Raw genomic sequence first — 16,463 nt, forward strand, 5'->3', positions numbered from 1 at the left:
GCCGTTTCCTCTGGCTGAACCCATCCCCTCGCTCAATGGTCACAATGGAACCCGACACCCTAATTGGTCATTGACGCTCACTACGGTTGACCCTCGCGAGATAGATGGGATACTAGATATTATCAAAACAATTGACCCCCCATGTCGTTGAGCGTTCACCCCCTAGAGTCCGTGCAACAGCTTAATCTGTTTGAATTAGAGCCAGTCCAGTTAGGGCCAGTTGCAGCCTGTCGGCCAGGGAAGAAATTTACCTTTATTGATTTATTTGCGGGAATTGGCGGCTTTAGAATTGCCTTAGAACGGTTGGGAGGTGAATGTTTGGGTTATTCAGAAATTGATACCGAGGCGATCGCCGTTTACCAGAAAAACTTTATTGCGCCTGTTTCCGGTTCTGAACGCAATTTAGGGGATGTACAAACTATCGGTAAATTGCCCAAGTCTGTTGATTTGATTGTAGGTGGGGTTCCCTGTCAACCTTGGTCTATTGCTGGAAAAATCAAGGGATTTGAAGACGATCGCGGGAAACTTTGGTTTGATGTGATTCGTGTTATTGAACTTAATCAACCGAAAGCCTTTATCCTTGAAAACGTTAAAGGTCTCATGGAACCGCGCCACCGGCAGAGTTTAGAGTCGATTGTCAGCGAACTGAGTCAATTGGGCTATTACGTTACCTTTCAGGTCTTAAATTCCTATGATTTTGGTTTACCTCAAGACCGCGATCGCATTTTTATTGTCGGGATTCAGAACACGATTCAGACCTATTCTGATTTTAGATTTCCCGAACCCTTGGCTGAGAAACCACGACTCTATGACTGTATTGAAGGAGTCGAACGTCGTGTTATCAAAAAACAGAAGTTTCCGCCAGAGCAGTTATTTGGCGATCGCATTCCCGCCTCCCGAGGACGGTTTCAAAAAATTGATGAACTGAATGACTTTTTCCTGTTTTCAGATGTCCGAGATGGCCATACGACCATTCACTCTTGGGATTTAACTGAAACCAGTGAGCGAGAAAAAGAGATTTGTGTTACACTGCTACGCAATCGACGGAAAAAGAAATATGGACCCAAAGATGGAAATCCGTTAAGTTTTGAACATCTACAACAGTTAATTCCTGGCTTGGAACTTGAGGAATTAGAAAAGCTGGTAGATAAAAAGATATTACGTCAGGTTCAACCTAATAAATATGAGTTTGTCAACTCAAAAATTTCCGCAGGAATCAATGGGATTGCTAAAATTATTCTACCTCATGCTGATGCAATTGGCACGTTGACAGCTACCGGAATGAGAGACTATATTGCTACCTGCTCGTTAGAATGTCAAGACCCCAAGGAGTATAAACAGGAGTTTATTGAGAAGATTTATAAGCCAAGAAAGTTTAAACCCATTTCGGCTCGTGATTATGCACGGTTACAGGGGTTTCCTGATGACTTCCAGATGGCGAGACGAGAGGCGATCGCACGGAAACAGTTTGGGAATGCGGTATCGGTTCCGGTTGTCTATCATTTAGGGCGATCGCTCCTAGACGTGCTGTTAAAAAATCAATCTTAGATATGACCCGTAAAAATTCTGAACAAATGAAAGCAGAAATCCAAGCCCTAATTCGGGAAATGATGGATAGTGTACTGGACAATGTTCTTTACAAAAAACCATTTTCACCGGATAAACATCGCGCAGCCAAGCCTCTGTACGCAGCATTAGTTCCAGATGAAATTTTTAAAGGATCTCATTTTGAACGTAAGTTCGTCACGCCGTTTGGTAAAGTATGGGAAAAACTTGCTCTGATCGCAGCTCAACATTATCTGGGACAAGCTGAAGTGGATTATGCTGTTAATGGAACTATAAAAGAGGGAAGACTAAATCGAATTACTGAAGTCTTAAACCGGCTCGAACATCCTCGCAAAAATAAGCAACGTGTTCATCCCAACTGGGATGATGAAATTTCTTACATACTAAATGGGCGTGGCAAGGAAATACCTATTACGGTGCGCTGCGATCTTCTGGCACAAGATGTCAAAACTGGTAAGTTTTATGGATTTGAAATCAAAGCTCCATTGCCGAACAGCGATCAAACTAAAGTTAGCAAGGAGAAAATCCTTAAACTCTGTAGTATGACACCCCGCATCATTTCTGAGGCTTATTACGCTTTGCCTTATAATCCTTATGGTCGTAAAGAAAACTATAAATGGTCACCTCCAAAACGCTGGTTTAATATGAAAGAAGATGCTGTTGTCTTAATAGGAGATGAGTTTTGGGATAAGCTAGGAGGAGAAGGAACGTATCAGCTATTTATTGAGGCTGTTAATGAGCTAACTCAAGACTACAAACCAAAGATTTATCGAGACTATCTTGGAATAGAGCCGCCCGATTCTGACGAATTTTTCACTTTACCTGGACTGAGCTGATAAGAAGTTACTTTCAAAGTTACGATTCATTATTGAATATTCTGATAGATTTGTATAATCTAAAAAATCACCGATGTTGCTCAGGGGCTTCCTCTCGCGCAATACGGCTCAAATCTAGGCTGGCGTAAATATCCGCCAGAGGTGCATCAAGATTGAGGCTTTCAATCCTGGCGATCGCTCCAAACCCATTGCTGCTGGTGAATCGTGATATTTCCCTCCTGCCGTGTCTTCGCTTCATCAATATGGCGGTGTAAATGGCGACCAAGAATAATATGTTCGTTGTCCCGCAACTCCCCCAACACATATTCCAGATAAAAGCGTCGAGGACAATACTCCCAGGCGTTCAAAAATGCCAACGGTAAATAGTCATCCATCCGTCTTTCTCCTAACATTAAACTCATCTAACTTGGATCACTTTGGCTGCAATCTGGGCCGAGGTTTTTGCCCCGAAGATCCCCGACCTCGTTTCAACACCAGTTCCGTATAGCCAAATCCCTGAGCCGTCTTACGTCCAACCCCAGCAAACTCAGCAAATCGCGCCAACATACTGGCATAGTCTTGAATATAGGGATCTCCAAAGCGGTAACGCACCCAACCGATCGCCCCAATTTCCACTCCACCTTGTCCTTTCCAAGCTTGACTTTTGAGGTCATAGGCAGCCACCCAGCCCCCCCAGTCCAACTCAGGAATTTGCACCGCGTCTGGGGCAAAGTGGTTCCAACGTCGCCGCAAGCCGTCAAAGACTAACTCCGGTAACGGGAACATCTGAATCCCCTGCTTTTGCTTAAAACTCATGGGAGAGTGAAACCGTAGTTCCACATCCGTTCCTAACGTATCTTGAGCGGCGATCGCTTCATAACTGCTGGCCTGAACCCGAGGATCGCTCCCCGGAATCGCATTCACCCGCTCAAGTTTGAAGGTCAAATTGGCCCAAGAACAGACCTGTTGTTCCCAAGCACAGAGTCCTGCAAATAGAGGTTGTAATAAGTTGCCCTGTAAAATGCCAATGGTTAGATGAACCCGATCGCCCGATCGCAGCCGAGGCGATCGCGTCCGTAACGGTGACAGACTAAAAGGGGTCAAATTCGCATCATGGACTTGACGGGCCAACTCTGGATTCCCCGCCTGCAACCATTGCATCACCTGAGCGTGTAATGCCCGCCCCAACAGGTCTGGAAGCGTTTGGCGATCGCAGGATACAAAATCAACCGTAATTCGATGTAACGCCGTATTCGTCATCTTGAACCTCAGTAAACGATAAATCCCAACTATAAATCTCTAGGGAGTTGGGGCATGGTAGTTGGCCCCATAGCGAGAACCATAGGGGAGATTGAGCTTTTGGGGGAGTTCCCGTTCCTGTCGCCAGAGGTCCCAGGCGTCCCCCCGCAGTGCCAGATACTCCCCCGATAGCTGCGATCGCCGCAACAGACTCGCCGGAGGCATCACCACCCGGTCATAAAGACGCACCCTTGTTTCCGGGGGCAAATCCAATGGGTTCAGGGGGTGATCACAACAATAGTCCCCACGATCAATCGTTTGACATTCAGGCGGAATTGCCTCCACCTCAACCTGCACTTTGCCGGCCCATTTTCCCAAACGAATCCAACGGGGAATTACCACCGTTTCCGGGGCCAGAATATAGGTCCGAAAGCGACTTCCCACCGCCAACTCTTTGGCCCGACCGTAGTTAATGGGATAATTGCGATCGGCCCCCTTATCTCCAAATTGTTTAGATTTTCCGTAATAGGTCGTCTGGGCCGCCTTAAAGGTATTGATTTGATAAGACCATTGCAACGGTTGAGCCGGAAACACATAAATGTCCAGGTCGCTTAAGACTTCTAGGCGGTTTTCTGCTGTTGGATGAAAGTAACTGGGTCGCTGAGCCGCCTCTCCGGTCAGTCGATACATTTGTGGCAGTTCTCTCCCGGAAAAAAGCGCATAACTCAGCCCCCAATTGTGAAAAAATTTCTCCGTTTCAAACAGTAACCCCATCTCCCGTGAGGCAAAAAATACATTGTCATGGAGGGTTAGAACGCAAGAATATAGCATCATCATTGAAACCGTAAGCGAGAATCGGAAATCGGGTGTGGGAGTTCCCGTTTGGTCTGCCCACAACCCAGCCTCAGCCCCCAAAAAGAGGCGGAGGTAAAGTTAGAACATCAGTCGTTATTTCTTACTTTTTTTCTTGGTGGTTTTGGCTTTAGCTCCGTGGGTTTGTGCGTACTGATGAGTCTGTTGATTGAGGGTCGTTAGAATTGCGGCGATCGCCTCATCATCTTGATATAAACCCTTGACATTTTTCATGATTTCTGCTAAATCATCTCCAAACAAAACGCGAGTTTGACGCACCGGTTCCTCAGCCAACAACTCCCGGACTGTCGTCTCGGCTAATAATTTCAATCCATCAATTCCCGGAATCTGCTCTGGATTCTCCAACCGGTCATAGAGTGCTTGAGTTAACCGTAAATTACTGAAGACTTCCCCATCACAAAAAGCAATTCCTACCAGGTGATTGGTCATTGTTCCCGTGCGAGACTCCTGAGCGCCATAACGTCGAGTCCGCAAGAGATTTCCTACCAAATAGATAAACCCCTCATAGGTCACATCCCGCAACGTTTCGACCACTGGAAAGGTGATTTCAGGAATCACATGATCTTGTTCATTGATGGAGTGACGCATCACACCACCCTCGCTCATGGCCCCCGCTTCCGAGGGAGCGTTGAACGTCATACTTTGGTGAGAGGTTTCATAGGGAGTCAGAGAAAAGGCTGAATCAGAATAGACTTTTGACCGTTCCGCACCACTATCTCCAATGGCAAATCCGTAAAGAATACAATCTGGACATTGTTTACAAGAATCTTCGCCATTATAGGCACAGTAATTCTCAGCATCTTTGGCTTGGCTGGTAATGTCAAGAGCGCGTAACAGTTCTCGACCGGTGAGTCGTTCAGGGGTCGTCTGTTTCCGTTTAAACATCACCAAACGATTAAACAGGTCACGATGTTTCGTGAGTCCGGCTTGGGTGCGGGCGGTATTGAGAACACCGTCGGTTTGAAACACCGGAAAGGACTGGCTATGACGGAGAACAAAGAGGTGGATATAGTGACCCGATGCAATGCGAGGAAATTCTTTGACAAAGTGTTCTTTGAGATGGTCTAACATGGTTATTTTTGGTAATTAGTAATGTACAATGTAGGGGCAATCCCTTGTGGTTGCCCAGGAACCCCATACCCACCCCTAGCCCCTCCCAGGAGGGGATGGCAAGTGGCGTGTCTTAGGACAGTGAATTTAGGAGGTTTCCTTGTCGATATCTTGGTTCTCATCCTTTTCTTCTAAGGTCAAAATTCGGTAGGCGAATTCAACCCCGGATTTAATGCGGTTGCGGTTTTCTTGTAAGAGGGCGCGATCGCCTTTATAGTGGCGTTCAAAGAGTTCTTCAACGCAAAAGGTAGTAAACTCCAAAACCGCTTCCAACTCCTGCTGAAATCGAATCTGATAATCCAGAGACTTATCCAACAAAAGAGGACGAGTGTACGCCGGTTGACGGTCAATAGCATCTTTCAGTTGTCCCGCCGCTTGCTGAATGATATCATCACGTTCTAGGTGAGGAGGGATGGCTAAAATTGCCCCTAGCACCTTCGTTAACGGTAAAAGAATCGCATGACTCGAATCCGTCAGTCGTACCCGATAAAAGCGGCGATATCGGGTCACCAACTCTTTTGTTACTGAGAGTTTTTCAGTCATGAGTACATTGTCCTGAGCAAGTTGTTGAGCAAAAAACCAATATCGGCGTGCTTCTGCGGGGTTGGCATCTCGGCCTTTTGCCCGCAAGCCTGAATCCGCTAAAACAAACACATTTAAAACATCACTAATCACCTCCCGAACGGTATTTTTCAAGTCTTGCCAACGAGGATCTGGGGGACTACTGCGACTATCTAAATGCAAGCTATAGACAATCAAGAGCCGCGTTAGCAAGGGGTCAATCTCTTGGATACGAATGCAACCATGAGACTCAGTAACTGAGGCAGATAACAAGTCCCAAAATCCCCCAGCCCCGTCAATTTGGGCAGCCCCCAGAAAATCGCGATCGCTCCCATAGAGTGGCACATGACTACTACTCGCACTGACCCGAATTCCCAACAATCGTGGTAAGGCTAAGGAAAGAAATAAAGGAACCACCCAAGCTTCTGTCAAGGTTTTCTTCTTGCCAACTTTTGTGATCAAGGTGGCAACAAAGGGTAAATCGCCGCTATCATAACGACGGCATTCAGGAGATCGGGCAAAACGTCCCGCTTCAGACGCCTCAGGAAGCCAATTTAAGCCATAAAGAACCCTTAAAAGCCCCGATTCTCCCCCCGATTTTTCCGGAGAACAATTCTTAATCCAAGCGTCATTAACCTTCCAAAGATTAAGAGTTTGCACAACGTCTTGACAAAACACACGAAGTGCCTTAATGGTTTGTGGGGCATAGACATAGGCGGGAAACAGATAGAGAAAAACCGGCTTTTCATCCTCAAAACTTCCTGCACTGGCTGACCAACGGGACTGCCGGATCAACATTTCTAATGCCCAAATTTTGGAAATTCCCCGTTTAATTTGTCGCCCTCCTAAAGCATTCTTATTACTGTATTGCTGAGGTTTAAAAAGCACCACCGAATCCAACTGATCCTCCGAGGGGAACTCCCCGGAACTTAAGGTACAAATGGGCTGTTTGCCTTGGCGAGTTTTAGCCTGACTGTAGCGGTCTAATTCCTGGGCAAAGTTACCCAAATAACTGTCCCAGCCAGAGAGATCCAAATAGCTGTCCAAATAACTGTCAAACACCTGCTGCGTGGGACTTTCATAGGGAGGGAGGCGATCGCCCCGTTGTCCCCAGTCCACAATCGCCTCAGCCAAGTCCTGCAACTGTGCCTTGAGATCCTCATCATCCCAACCGGAATGACGGGCCAAAACATGGGCTGCTAGGCGATACCAGCCATAATTGACTCCCCCCAGCACAATCTCAACCTGATCCGGCATTAACACCCCAGCCAGTCCCCAATAGTCAATCACCCAAGGCACAAACTCGGGAATCGCCGCAAAAAACTGTCGCTGTACAAACAAGAGAAACTCAGCCAAACGGTCTGCCCGTAAATCACTGTAGGCCTTAATCTCTGACCACTCCGCCTCACTGAGATCGCCCCGCTGTTGCAGTTTCGTTAACCGCTTGGGCGTTGCCGGAACCTTGGCATTTTGCACCTTCGCGAACATCACCTGAGGCAGCCCCCGGATTAACTCCGCCGGAGGAATCAATTCTAGGGCTTGGGGCGCTACTTTAACCCCCTTCCCATCTCGTTTAAAACCAATATCTCCTTGAAACATATTGTCTGCGAGAAGTTCCCGAATCCCATCCCAGAGATAGGTTTTCAGGGACTCTCGATCCGGCACCTCAGCCTGTTTGGGGCTGAGATAGATCACCCCCTGGGCGAAAAATGCCACCGGTTGCCAACCCTGTTCACGGGCAAAGGTCATCACCGTATTATGGATGGTGTTGGTTAGGATGCCGATGGTATCCCGTAGGCGGTGATAGCGAAATCTTAGGGGACTCCCTAAACCCCTTAAATGGTCTTGCAACCGTTTTCCTGAAGATGCCGTTTCCACATCGGCGGGATCCTTCATGTGAACGGTAATATCGCCAATGGCTGACAGATCTCGCAGTTGCGATAACCGTCGTGAATCGAGGTAGAAGTCTCCATAGTCTTGCCACTCCTGCAGATAAGGATTAGTTGCACATTTGAACTGAGTATTTTGGGCAAGAAAGGCCACATCCACCAGAGCAGATTGCCAATCGGGCCAGAACTCCTGGAACTGGAGTTTTGCCCCCAAATCACTACAGAGATTGAGAATATCGGCAATTTCATGAGCTTTGGGCGCACCTTCTCCATTGGCATGACAGTATTTGTTGTAGTCATGGAGGGTCTGACCGAGACAAAGAACCCGTTTTTCCGACTCGTTGAGCGGGAAGAGGGTTTCAGCGAGGTTCCAGGCGATGAGTAAGCCGTTGAGACAATGGACGCAGAGGTTTTGGTCGGGGCGGCGACTATAGCGTTGGGCCTGTTCTTGAATGCGGGCGATCGCCTCGGGGTTCCCGGCCTCGGAGGCATTGAGTTGTTGCCGCAGTTGGTGTTCATGGAGCCGTCTTGACCCTCCCTGGGCGGAAATGCCGCCAAATTCCCGTTCCATGGCGGGAACAAGCTGGGCAATGTAGGCTTGCAAAATTGGGTCAGTCTCAGCGGGTAAGGTGGCGGTCAGGAGGGTTTGTAATAGTGTTGTCATGGCATTGATGGAGAGAGAATCGGGGATTGAACGGTGAATCAGAAAATTAAAGACGTGGGACGACGGCGACATAAATCCGCTAGTCTGGGTTTTAAGGCCTCTAGGAGAAGGGCATCGCGGTCAAAGGCACAGGCGTAACTGTTGCCATCGGCATCGTTGAGGCGATAGAGGCCAAAAGTGGGCGGGAGTTTGAGACGGAGAAACACGGTCCAATGGCTGCGGCGATTGTGTTTGTTCACGGGAATGAGAAAACAGAGAACGGCCTGTCCGCTGAGTTGGCGGGAGAGGTCCAAATGCTGGGAAATACGCAAGTGCCGCAGTTGGCTGAGTTGGCAACAGTCCAGTTCCCCGGCGGTGGACCCGGTACTGAGGTCTAGGGGCGCTCTCTCCTGCCGCCATTCTCGCAGCCGTACATAGCCCCGTAAGAATCGCTCGGGAAAGCTGCTGGTGCTAAATCCCTGGGGACGGGCCTGGTTGAAAAAGGCCTCGCGATCAATGAGTTCAATGTCCGCCACGGGCAGTAATCGCAGCAGATCATAGGTATAAAACCGTTTCTGAGGACTGCTGTCATCCCAGACGGCAATTTGTAGGGCCGAGCCACCCCGAAAGCGCAGGAGTTCGTCTTGGATGGCCGGTCCGACGGGGCTATGTTCCAAGCTGTACCACTGACCTCGGCTAGAGGGGAAGCGATCGCCCCAGAGAGTCTGAAAACTCTCCCTCATCCGTTGCCGCAGGGGTTCGCTGACCTTGCGAGTAAACTTGTCCTCCGCAATTTGGGCTAAGAGTCCCTGGGCTTGTAGAGGTCCCCAACGCCGTCGATAGTCGTCAAAGGCTTGGGGTAGTTCCAAGCTGTGTTCTAGGGCTTGGTTGAAGCGATCGCGGGAGATGGGGGTTGCGGTGGTCAATTCTGGGGCTAAATCCTCTTGCAATCGTTCTAACTGCCAGGGGGTTTGAGCTGAGGTCAAGAGATAGGCGTGATACTGGTCAAAGCCAGGATGTCGGCCTAAGCGTCCCAGCCGCTGAATGGTGGTAGCGGCATTGCTGCTTTCAAAGACTAAGAGATGGATCTGAAAGTCCACCCCCACATCCACCGCTGAGGTGGCGATGACGAGAACCGGTGCCGTTGCCCTCTCATTGGCCAGTCGATCGCGGATGCAGTCCCGTTCCTGGCGGTCAATCCGACCACTGATTTCTACGATGTCAATATCCGGTAGGCGATCGCACAGGCTAGATACAGCCTGATGGACCTTGGCGATCGCATTCAACACCACTAATCCCCGTCCTGGGCGATCGCCCCCATCCTCACGCAAATGCTGGCGTAGTTGTGCGGCGTTCGCGTCCAACCATTGCACCACATCCTCGGTCTGGACGACCTCCAAGTCCACCCCTTGTAGAATCGGGCGATAGCCAACTGTGGGTTGATGACAATAGGTTCCCTGAATCTGCCTAAACTGCAATTGGGCCTGTTGCAATTGTTTTAAGAAGCTGTCTCGTGGCGTGGCGGAGGTGAAGAGAAAGCGTTTGCGGCGTGTTTGCATCTGATGAATGAGCATCATGATATTGAGGGCAGCCGTCTCCTCATGGGGGCCAAAGATATGAAATTCATCGAAGACCCAGACATCAGGAAACTCCGCCAGAAGACAAATCAACTCCGCCGTACCATAGGCCGGGTCGCGGTAGCGGTAATGGGCGATGAGATGGAAAATATCGGGATTCGTCAGCAGAATTGGTTTAGTTTTGATAGCCACCATGAGTTCCACCATGCGGCTAGACTCCTCTTCACTGACGCGGCGACTGAGTTCTTCTCCGTAGAGGCGATCGATCCGTTCACTGGCATCCAGCTGGAAGTCTTGGTGATATTGCCGTTGTTGGCGAGTTTGGTCTTCGACGAGTTCGATGGTGGGATAAAGTCCCATGAAGCGAAATTGGCGATCGAGGAGACTGGGTAAACTCGCTCCTAGGGTTTTCCCATCTCCTGTGGCTGAACAGTTGAAGATCACATCCGCCTCCCCAAACAAAAGCTCGGCAGCGGTTTCGACTTGATGGGTTGATAGGGGACAGTCAGCCCCGGCGGGTGGGGTTAAGTAGCTACTAACTTTGCATTGTCCGGCACAGCCGAGGGGACAGTGTTGGGCGTTGGGGTTGAGTTGGGAGAAAAGGGGATATAGAGCGAGTTTCATGGGACTGGATTGTGGCTTAGTGTTCAGCCTATAACCAGTTTCAGGAATGTTGTTATCATTTTTTGAACATGGGACTGGATTGTGGCTTAGTGTTCAGCCTATAACCAGTTTCAGGAATGTTGTTATCATTTTTTGATAACGAGTCAGAATGATTGAGTGTTCGACAAAATTCCCAGCAACGTCCCGCTGTGACTCGGCTGAGTCACAAACGAGTCAGAATGATTGAGTGTTCGACAAAATTCCCAGCAACGTCCCGCTGTGACTCGGCTGAGTCACGGTTCTACCACTGATGTAAACCATGACTCCAGATTCCCAACTCAGCTTTATCCTGCAACTCCTCAAGCATCTGTGTCACGGTCCCATCAGTCGTGACGAGTTAATCACAAAACTCAGCCTTGACCTCGATGAAATGGGTCACGCCAGGGGAGATGTGACACAGAAACTCGATCGCACCCTGAAGAAACTCAGGTCCTGTGGGTTCGAGATTGAGAGTGCGCCGCACCACCCCTACCACCTCAAACAGAGTCACTTTCCCCTCCTGCTAACTAGCAGCCAACGGGGGGCGATTGCCACCGCCACACATCTACTCGAACAACTCGGATTCGCCCAGGGAGCCGCCGAACTACAACTTTTACTCCAATCAAACGATTACCAGGATATTGCCAGCTTAGAAGCCGATTTTAGCCCTCCTGTGGACTATAGCCAGCCCAGGCTCGCCACCATCCTAGACCAGTTGCGCGATCGCATTGCCCAACAACAGCGATTGATCATCGATCAATTCCCCCAGGGTGTAACATTTGCTCAAGTCAATCTCAGTGCTGTCTCCCCTCGTCTTAGCGGGGGACTGGTGAAATTAAAGGCCCCATGGCCGGCAAAATGGAGATATCGATAGGGGACTAAGTGGGAGCTAAAACTCCTGGATTATTTCTAGGTCCAAGACCTCCTGGAGCCGTTCGTAGGCTTCCCGGACTTCAATGAACTCGCGCTCGCTTCCCCCCGCATCGGGGTGGGTTTCGCGAGCGCGACGGCGGTAGGCTTGGGTGAGCTGTTCTTCGTCGAAGGGATAGGCCAGTCGTAACCGGGCTAAGTCCGCTTGAATCCGTTGGAAGAGAGGATTGACGGCACTCGGCTCCTGGTCGAAGATGGGAACCTCATCCCAGTTCTCGAAGCGGGTGGTTTCAGGATTGCGGGAATAGAGTTCTCGTCCTAAGTCCCGAGAGGCCTGTTGGATGAACTTATAGAGGATAACCGGGAATAAGACGGCTAATAGGGCGATCAGGGGGAGCGCCAAGTTAGGGTTTACGATCGCCGTCAACACCACTAAAATTGGCAACAGTTGTAAGATAATAAGTATCGGTGGGTTATCTTTCATCAGGTTTAGATCGCGACCTTGAGGAATTGTTGGGGCGATCGCACCCCCTTCCTTCAGTCTAAAGGATTCCTTCGCCGACAATGGTAGATAGTCAGGGTGACGGAACACCCTATGACTCAAGTTCCGGTTGACGTTCAGTTGCAGTTGAGGCAAAGTCTGTGTCTAAAAAGCGTTCGGGTTGGTTTAGTCGTATTGTGCTGGCCATCGGCTTAATCGCCTTTCTTGGCTTCTCGATTGGGCCCCTACTCGGTGGGGTGTTACAAGCCAATCAGGGAAGTTCTACCCCTACTCCCACGAATACCCCGAGCGCCACGACGCCCGATGATGACCTCAAGGCTCAGGAACGAGGCTATAAGCTGGTGTTGGAACGCGAACCGGATAATCAAACGGCCTTGCGCGGCTTGATTGATGTGCGTCGTCAGTTAAATGACGTAGAGGGAACCGTCCCCCCCTTAGAACGGCTGGCGGAATTGAACCCCGAGGAATCTCGCTATCGGGTGTTGCTGGCTCAGACAAAACAGTATTTGGGCGATCGCGAGGGAGCGGTGGAAACCTATCGGGCCCTGATTAACCAGGAACCGGGCAATGTGCAAGCGCTCCAAGGTCTGGTGACACTATTACTTCAGGAAGAGCGCCCCGAAGCGGCGATCGCCGCCATTGAGGATATCCTACAACTGGCTCCTCAAGCCAACCAAGCGGAACCCGGAAGTATTGATGTGGTCTCCACCCAACTGCTTCTCGGACAAGTCTATGCCGAGCAACAACGCTATGATCAGGCGTTGAATGTGTTTGAGAATCTCAGTCAAGAGCATTCGAGTGATTTTCGTCCCCTGGTGGGTAAGGGGCTGATTTTAGAGGAAACCGGTCAACTCGATGAGGCAAAAGCCGCTCTGAATACGGCGTTGGAGTTGGCCCCCGCCCAACAGAAAGACCGGATTCAAATTCTCCTCGAAGACATCCAAGCTCGTGAAGCCAGTCCCAGTCCCGCTGAAGAAGAGTCTGGGGAGTAAGTCCCCCATCCCCCTCTGAGCAAGAGCCTGTCCTGATATTGATTGAGGAGTAAGCCTGTGGCATCTGAAGAAATTGTCCGCTTCTTTATTGAGGAAGGCAAAGAACACCTCAATACCCTGGAAAACGGGTTATTAGACCTCCCGGCAACGGTTCAAAATTCCGAGGAGATTGATGAAATGTTCCGTGCGGCTCACTCCGTCAAAGGGGGGGCGGCCATGTTGGGCTATAGTTCCATTCAAAAGGTTGCCCACCGCCTGGAGGATTATTTCAAGGTCTTAAAACAAGAGACGTTGCCCATTGACCGAAAGCTAGAAAGTCTCTTTTTGCAGGGGGTGGATTCGCTTCGGGAACTCTTGGAACTCCTACAAAGCCCGTTCGGGTTACGGGATGAGGATGCTGATGAGGTTTTTAGTCGGGTTGAACCGGCGTTTGGGGAACTTGAGGCCCATCTGAAACATCTGCAAGCGGGAGGAAGTCCCGTGGATACTCCGGCCGCTGGCTCATCGGCTCAGCTGAAGGGCAACATCCAAGATGACGTCAGCGAGCTATTACGGCAGATGTTAAGTCTGTTTCGTCAGGGGGAGAGTTCAGAGACTCGGCAAAAATTAGCGGTCTTTTGTCAGCATCTCCAGGAACTGGCGTCTGACTCCTCGCCGTGGAGGGAGTTAACGGATTTAGCAGACCGCGCGGTTCGCAATGAGAATAACCCCTATCGGATTTTAGCCCCGGTGGTGATTGTGGAGTTACGGGAGGCCGGTGAGGCGATCGCCGCCGGGGATGAGAATGCCATTTCCCCCAGTTTCAGCCTCAAACATCTAGCGGACGCCGAACCCGGAGCCTGGGGCCACTATGCTCTGATTCGCTCTGACCCCACTTCAGCGGTAAAAGCCCTGACGGATGTGTTTGAAAAACCTCAGTTGATGAAGTTAGCCAAGATGCTTTACAAAGTGGCGCAAGCCTAAGCGATGCGTTCCGGCAAGCGATGCGTTCCGGCAAGTTTGAATCGATGGGTCTAGGTCAATACCTGGACTGATGCCGGAACACATCCTACCATTTCTTTCCCCCCTGTTCCCTGTTCCCTGTTCCCCCCCCATGACCCAAATTACATTAACCGTTAATGGTGAACAAAAACATTGTGCTTCCGGGCGATCGCTGCCGGAGTTTTTGCAGGAAATTGGACTTAATCCCCGTCTGATTGCGGTGGAGTACAATGGTGAAATTCTGCATCGTCAATACTGGTCTACAACCACCATGAAAGATGGCGATCGCCTGGAGATTGTCACAATTGTAGGTGGAGGTTAAGGAGGGGACAAGATACGAAATTGGCTTGGCTGGATCTGGTTGGCTTGAATCTGTTGCAAGCTGGCGATCGCCCTCCCATCTTCTAGCCGAATAAGGGTGTCGTCACCCTCTTGAATCCATCGTAAATCCTCTAGGCGTAGGCCATGGGACAGACCTAGACGATCGCTCTCGATGTTGAAGTCTGTAATCAGGTCTTGGTCACTGTCGGGACGTAGGATAAATAGATTGTTTCCGCCTCCCCCCGTGAGGGTGTCTCGTCCTAAGTCTCCAGATAGGACGGTGTTTCTTGGGCCCCCGATAAGGCGATCGTTCCCTTGGCCGCCGAAGAGAGTATCATCGCCATCGCCGCTATAGATGCGATCGTTCCCCTTGTTCCCGAATAAGAAGTTATTCCCCCCTTCCCCGAAAATCACATCATCCTGATCAAAAGCGGCGATGGTATCGTCACCATCGCCGCCTATCAGGGTTTCTGGATACGTCCCCACTCCCAGAATCAGTTGGTTGATAATCCTTCGTGGAGGAGGAGTGGGTGTAGGGTCAGGAGTTAGCTCAGGGTCGGGGTTTAAGTCCTGTTCTGGATCGGGGCTGGGTTCCGGTATCAGGTTAGGGAATAGCTCATTGCTTTCAGGCTCATTGCTTTCAGGCTCATTGCTTTCAGGCTCATTGCCTTCAGGCTCATTGCTTTCAGGCTCGTTGCTTTCAGGCTCGTTGCTTTTAAGCTCAATGATATAGCGATCGCCCTCGACAAATCCCTCACTCAGAGGAACTCCCGCCAGATTAACGATGTTAGCTGTCTCTGGGAGAACATCCAGACGCAGACTTCCCTCCCCTGTGACTCCCTCCAGAATGACCTCAATCACCGTTCCCGAGTTGGCCGAGACTGAGGCAATGTCGGCTGTGGCGGTTCCGGTAGTAGTGAGGGTGAAATCATCCACATCCACCTCTTTTACGGGTTCACTAAAGCGAACTTCGTAGATGATTGTCTCTTGGTTCGTAATTTTATCAGCATCATCCGGCCGTTGAATGGCTATGATTTGGGGAGCATTGTCCTGAGAATCGCCAATCTCTTCAACGGGGCGATAGGTCAACCTAAAATTGTCAATGGCGATCGTATCTCGAAAGCCTGAACCGGTGCTTTCAGAGAGAGCAACAACGCGAATCTGAACAGGTTCTAGTTGATTATTAATGTCATCATTAAACTCTAATAGTTCTACCCCAGTTCTGAGTTGAGTAATACCCCAAACCTCCGGGTCTTCGTAGAGTCCCAACGAAAAAAAATCCCCCTCCTCTCCAACCCGATAGTCAATCGTCCAAGAGGTAGAACGGTCTTGAACACTGAGCATTTGGGCTTCTAAAGAGAGTTGAAAGTCTTCAAAACCTTCCGTATTGGTTAGAGAGAAGACAAAGGCTGCACCGGGGTCTCCGAAGCTTGCAGATTGACGAATACCGAGGGCGCGATCGCCCGCCGCTCTTTGTTGTGCTGGGGCATCTCCAAACTCCAACCCACTATTAAGAGATGCTAGATTTTTAAACGCTCCCCTCAACTCATTCCAAGTCGCTGGCTCGGGGTCAAATAGGTTGAGAATACCTAAGTCTGACTTAGTAGCCCCCGTATAAATCGCCCAACCGGTCGGCAATCCCTCCCCTAATGTTGCAAAACTTTCCTGATACGATACACCCGTCAAATCAACTGTAGTCATGGCAACGCCTTTATATAACGACAGTAGCAACCAATGGGTTTCACCCTAGCTTGGGGCGATCATAACGGCCAAGGGTCAAAGTCAGCAACCCTTGACATAGCAGCCCAAGCCTAATGAGCCACCCCAGTTGTGTCCCCGACTCAAGAGCGCCCCCCATCTGGGTTTGCCAGGTCAAGTCATC

The 16,463-nt window shown here is 50.0% G+C and carries 14 protein-coding genes; 6 read left to right on the forward strand and 8 right to left on the reverse strand.

Annotated features, from left to right (window positions below; all coding sequences use genetic code 11):
• The first annotated feature begins 141 nt into the window (after positions 1–141).
• Together L855_RS04055 and L855_RS04060 are read left to right on the forward strand one after the other, a co-directional pair.
• On the forward strand, positions 142–1,548 hold the full coding sequence (locus tag L855_RS04055) for a DNA cytosine methyltransferase (RefSeq protein WP_159784493.1): 1,407 nt from the start codon (positions 142–144) through the stop codon (positions 1,546–1,548).
• Positions 1,549–1,550: 2 nt separating this feature from the next.
• On the forward strand, positions 1,551–2,402 hold the full coding sequence (locus tag L855_RS04060; RefSeq protein WP_159784496.1) for a TdeIII family type II restriction endonuclease: 852 nt from the start codon (positions 1,551–1,553) through the stop codon (positions 2,400–2,402).
• Positions 2,403–2,563: 161 nt separating this feature from the next.
• Here the strand turns inward: L855_RS04060 and L855_RS04065 are convergent, their stop codons facing one another.
• From L855_RS04065 to cas3, 6 genes are all read right to left on the reverse strand, one after another.
• On the reverse strand, positions 2,564–2,776 hold the full coding sequence (locus L855_RS04065; protein ID WP_246198716.1) for a PD-(D/E)XK nuclease family protein: 213 nt from the start codon (positions 2,774–2,776) through the stop codon (positions 2,564–2,566).
• A gap of 37 nt (positions 2,777–2,813) precedes the next feature.
• Positions 2,814–3,641, reverse strand: a complete 828-nt coding sequence (gene cas6, locus L855_RS04070) for a CRISPR system precrRNA processing endoribonuclease RAMP protein Cas6 (RefSeq protein WP_159784499.1) — start codon at positions 3,639–3,641, stop codon at positions 2,814–2,816.
• Positions 3,642–3,680: 39 nt separating this feature from the next.
• Complete coding sequence (gene cas5d, locus L855_RS04075; RefSeq protein WP_343039234.1) at positions 3,681–4,457, reverse strand: type I-D CRISPR-associated protein Cas5/Csc1; 777 nt, start codon at positions 4,455–4,457, stop codon at positions 3,681–3,683.
• Between the two features lie 111 nt (positions 4,458–4,568).
• Positions 4,569–5,564 carry a type I-D CRISPR-associated protein Cas7/Csc2 gene (cas7d, locus tag L855_RS04080; RefSeq protein WP_159784505.1) on the reverse strand — a complete coding sequence of 332 codons (996 nt, stop codon included), beginning with the start codon at positions 5,562–5,564 and terminating at the stop codon, positions 4,569–4,571.
• A 126-nt stretch (positions 5,565–5,690) separates the two neighbouring features.
• The gene (gene cas10d / locus L855_RS04085; protein ID WP_159784508.1) at positions 5,691–8,717 is read right to left on the reverse strand and encodes a type I-D CRISPR-associated protein Cas10d/Csc3; all 3,027 of its coding nucleotides are present in this window, start codon (positions 8,715–8,717) and stop codon (positions 5,691–5,693) included.
• 38 nt (positions 8,718–8,755) lie between these two features.
• The gene (cas3, locus tag L855_RS04090; RefSeq protein WP_159784511.1) at positions 8,756–10,897 is read right to left on the reverse strand and encodes a type I-D CRISPR-associated helicase Cas3'; all 2,142 of its coding nucleotides are present in this window, start codon (positions 10,895–10,897) and stop codon (positions 8,756–8,758) included.
• A gap of 298 nt (positions 10,898–11,195) precedes the next feature.
• Here cas3 and L855_RS04095 point away from each other — a divergent pair, with 298 nt between their 5' ends.
• Entirely contained in the window at positions 11,196–11,789 is a 594-nt protein-coding gene (locus L855_RS04095) for a hypothetical protein (RefSeq protein WP_159784514.1), read from the forward strand.
• Between the two features lie 15 nt (positions 11,790–11,804).
• On the opposite strand, the gene L855_RS04100 is transcribed toward L855_RS04095, so the two are convergent.
• Positions 11,805–12,422 carry a DnaJ domain-containing protein gene (locus tag L855_RS04100; protein WP_219729862.1) on the reverse strand — a complete coding sequence of 206 codons (618 nt, stop codon included), beginning with the start codon at positions 12,420–12,422 and terminating at the stop codon, positions 11,805–11,807.
• A 5-nt stretch (positions 12,423–12,427) separates the two neighbouring features.
• Here L855_RS04100 and L855_RS04105 point away from each other — a divergent pair, with 5 nt between their 5' ends.
• From L855_RS04105 to thiS, 3 genes are all read left to right on the forward strand, one after another.
• The gene (locus L855_RS04105; RefSeq protein ID WP_246198718.1) at positions 12,428–13,279 is read left to right on the forward strand and encodes a tetratricopeptide repeat protein; all 852 of its coding nucleotides are present in this window, start codon (positions 12,428–12,430) and stop codon (positions 13,277–13,279) included.
• A gap of 57 nt (positions 13,280–13,336) precedes the next feature.
• Positions 13,337–14,242: an Hpt domain-containing protein gene (locus L855_RS04110; protein WP_159784517.1), complete on the forward strand. Its 906-nt coding sequence runs from the start codon at positions 13,337–13,339 to the stop codon at positions 14,240–14,242.
• Between the two features lie 130 nt (positions 14,243–14,372).
• Positions 14,373–14,582 carry a sulfur carrier protein ThiS gene (gene thiS, locus L855_RS04115; protein ID WP_159784520.1) on the forward strand — a complete coding sequence of 70 codons (210 nt, stop codon included), beginning with the start codon at positions 14,373–14,375 and terminating at the stop codon, positions 14,580–14,582.
• Here thiS and L855_RS04120 read toward each other — a convergent pair.
• On the reverse strand, positions 14,579–16,282 hold the full coding sequence (locus L855_RS04120) for a hypothetical protein (RefSeq protein WP_159784523.1): 1,704 nt from the start codon (positions 16,280–16,282) through the stop codon (positions 14,579–14,581). The genes thiS and L855_RS04120 overlap by 4 nt on opposite strands.
• Between the last annotated feature and the right edge of the window lie 181 nt (positions 16,283–16,463).

The sequence above is a fragment of the Sodalinema gerasimenkoae IPPAS B-353 genome (genome assembly GCF_009846485.1).
Classification (GTDB): Bacteria; Cyanobacteriota; Cyanobacteriia; order Cyanobacteriales; family Geitlerinemataceae; genus Sodalinema; species Sodalinema gerasimenkoae.